This window comes from Frigoribacterium sp. CFBP 13605 (assembly GCF_014839405.1).
Lineage (GTDB): Bacteria > Actinomycetota > Actinomycetes > Actinomycetales > Microbacteriaceae > Frigoribacterium.
In genome coordinates, this window is the sequence record NZ_JACYNS010000174.1 from 1 (window position 1) to 3,148 (window position 3,148).

Annotated in this window: 2 protein-coding genes; both read left to right on the forward strand. The window is 76.0% G+C overall.

All coding sequences use genetic code 11. From position 1 onward, the window contains the following. A partial coding sequence (locus IFT36_RS15695; RefSeq protein WP_200413624.1) for an SGNH hydrolase domain-containing protein occupies positions 1-936 on the forward strand: 936 nt, incomplete at its 5' end. A 168-nt stretch (positions 937-1,104) separates the two neighbouring features. Next, positions 1,105-3,148: S8 family serine peptidase (locus IFT36_RS15700; RefSeq protein WP_200413625.1), on the forward strand; the 2,044-nt coding region annotated here is incomplete at its 3' end.

A 3,148-nucleotide genomic window follows, 5' to 3' on the forward strand; every position in this document is an offset into this window, starting at 1 on the left:
GGCCTCGGGGCCTCCGTCGAGGCCGGGGCGTCCGACGGCGGTGCCGACGGCGACGGCGTCGACGGCTCCGGTCCGGTCGGTCCGGCCGAGGGGGCGATGGCCGAGTCGGTCCGGGCCGCGCTGGCGGCGACCTCGTGGCCGACGCTGACCCCCGACCCGGGCGACACCATGCCGTTCGGGGCGAACAACGACTGCGGTCGCGTCGATCTGCTCCTGCCGCGCGCCGAGTGCACCTTCGGCACCGGCGACAAGACGGTCGTCCTCGTGGGGGACTCGACGGCCGCCGCCGAGCTGGACGCCGTGGTCGAGATCGTCGAATCGGACGACAGCGGGTGGCGTCTGGTCGCGCTTCCCCTGTTCGGTTGCCCGTTCGTCGATCTCGCGGTCGCCCAGAATTCCGACCCCGAGAGCTGCACCACCCACCAGGCCGACGCCGTCCGGACGATCGTCGAGACGGCACCCGACCTGCTCGTCGTCACGAACTCCTTCGTCCCGTTCGAACACGCCGACACCGGCGCACCCGTCACGCCGCGCGAGTACGCCGAGGCACTGCAGCGCCAGCTCGAGTCGGTGGGCGGCGCGGCGACGCGCACCGTGTTCGTCACGCCCCCGCCGGCACACCGGTCGCTCGACGACTGCTACCGCCCGGGCGGCTCGCCCGTCGACTGCATCTCGTCCGTGTCGGCGGATCACGCCGCCAACCTCGTCGAGACGCAGAAGACGATGAGCGCCCTGGGCGGTTCCCTCGTCGACACGTCGCGGTTCCTCTGCGTCGACGGGCTCTGCCCCGCCTTCGTCGACGACGTGCCCGTCAAGCGGGACTTCACCCACTACACGGGGGCGTTCGACGCCAAGCTCGCCCCCGTGCTGCGCGAACTCGTCTTCGAAGCCGAGGCCGAGGCCGAGGCCGAGGGCGAGGGCGACCCGGCCGCCTGACGCCCGGACGAGCACGGGCCGCCGGTCCGCCGGTCCGCCGGTCCGCCGGGCCGCTGGTCCGCCGGGCCGCCGGGCCGCCGGGTCGACGCGCGGCCGGGTCGGCGAGTCCCTCGAACGGGAGGCGGGATCGTGACCCCGTCGTGACCGGTCGCCGCCTATCGTTGCCAGGTGACCCACAGCCCTCGACGCCGTCCCGCTCGTCGATCGACCCGTGCCGTGGGTGGGGCAGCGCTCGCCGCGGTCCTCGTGTTCGCACCGGTCACGGCCGTCGCCGCGGACGCCCCGGCGACCGCCGCCTCGTCACCGGCCCCGACCGCCTCCGCGTCACCGGCCCCGACCGTCTCTTCGTCACCGGCCCTCGCGGCCGACGTGCCCGAGCTCTCCGCGCCCGCCTCGAGCGCGACGCCTGCCGCAGCCCCCGCCGCGGCTGCCGTCGATGCCATGAACTACGTCGTCAACGCGGTGCCGGGCGCCGTCACGACCGAGGCGGCCTCGGCCGCGGTGGTCGCCGCGGGCGGTACCGTCCTCGCCCGGTGGGACGAGATCGGGGTGGTGACGGCACGGTCGACCGCCGCCGGTTTCGTCGACCGGGTCCGCGCCTCCTCGTCCGTCGAGTCGGCCGGTCCGACCCGGACGGCCGCCGTCCGTGCGACGCCCGACGCCGACACGGGTGGCGACGCCGGGTCCGCTGCCGTCCCGTCGACGGGAGTGCAGGCGACCGGTCTGGCCGAGCGGGTCGCCGACGTCGCCGATCCCGGCGAGGAGCGTCGGTGGAACGACCAGGCCGTCCACGCCGCCGAGGCGCGCGCGGTGCAGCCCGGGAGCCCCGACGTGCTGGTCGGAGTGCTCGACAGCGGCATCGACGCGACGCACCCCGACCTCGTCTCGCAGGTCGACCCGGCCGCCTCCGTGGGCTGCAGCGTGGACGGCGTCGCCGACACCGACCCCGCCGCCTGGGCGCCGTCGTCCGACGCCGCGACGAGCACCCGCGAGCACGGCACGCACGTGGCGGGCATCATCGCCGCGGCCGGCGACGGCAGGGGTGTCGTCGGGGTCGCCCCGGGCGTGCGGCTGGCCAGCGTCAAGGTCGTCGACGCGGACGGCTTCATCTACCCCGAGTACGCGATCTGCGGTTACATGTGGGCGGCGCAGCAGCAGATGGACGTGACGAACGCGAGCTTCTTCGTCGACCCGTGGGCCGCCTGGTGCTCGGCCGACCCCGACCAGGCCCCGGCCCTCGACGCGGTCGCGCGGGCGGTCGCCTGGTCCCAGCACGAGGGCGTCCTCGACGTGGCGGCCGCCGGCAACGCCACGGTCGGTGCCGTCGCCGTCGACCTCGCCCACAAGACCGCCGACTCGCTCAGCCCGAACGACTCGACCCCGCAGCCGGGGCGCGACGTCTCGCAGGGGTGCTCGCAGCTGCCCGCCGAGGTCGACGGCGTCGTCACCGTCTCGTCGGCCCAGCAGGGCGGCAGCTCGATCGAGAAGTCCCGGTTCTCGAACTACGGTGCGGGCGTCGTGGACCTGACGGCCCCCGGGGCCGCCGTGCTCAGCACGGTCCCCGGTGGCGGGTTCGCCGCCCTCAGCGGGACCTCGATGGCGGCTCCGCACGTCGCCGGGGTCGCGGCCCTGCTGGCGAGCGTGCACCCGGGCGCGACCCCGGCCGAACTGCGGGACCTGCTCGCCCGGCAGGCCGGCGGCGAGACTCCCTCCGAGTACTTCGGGGCCGGCATGGTCGACGCCTTCGCGGCCGTGACCGAAGACCGGGGACGCGGGGCGGTCGCCGTCGCCCCCGACGGCGTGCTGCAGGCGGGCGCGGCGGCCACCCTGCGGGGCGCCGGCTTCGTGCCCGGTGAGACGGTCCGGGCCGAGGGCGACGCGTTCGACGACTCGACGTCGACCGTCGCCGATCAGCGTGGCCGGGTCCAGCTGCCCGTCCGGCTCTCGCCCGGCACCCCGACGGGTCCCCTGTCGTTCTCCGTGGTCGGGTCGTCGGGCTCGAGCGCGGTCGTCGACGTCGAGGTGCAGGAGGCGCTGGCCGGCCCGGTCGTCACCTCACCGGCCGACGGCGACCGTCTGCCCTCGGGGCAGGCCGTGGTCGTCGAGGGCACTTCGATCGACTCCGCCCGCGTCGCCGTCACCGTCGAGCCCGCCGGGAGCCCGCCCGCCGGGGACCTGCCCGCCGGGGACCTGCCCGCGACGGCCCGGGCCT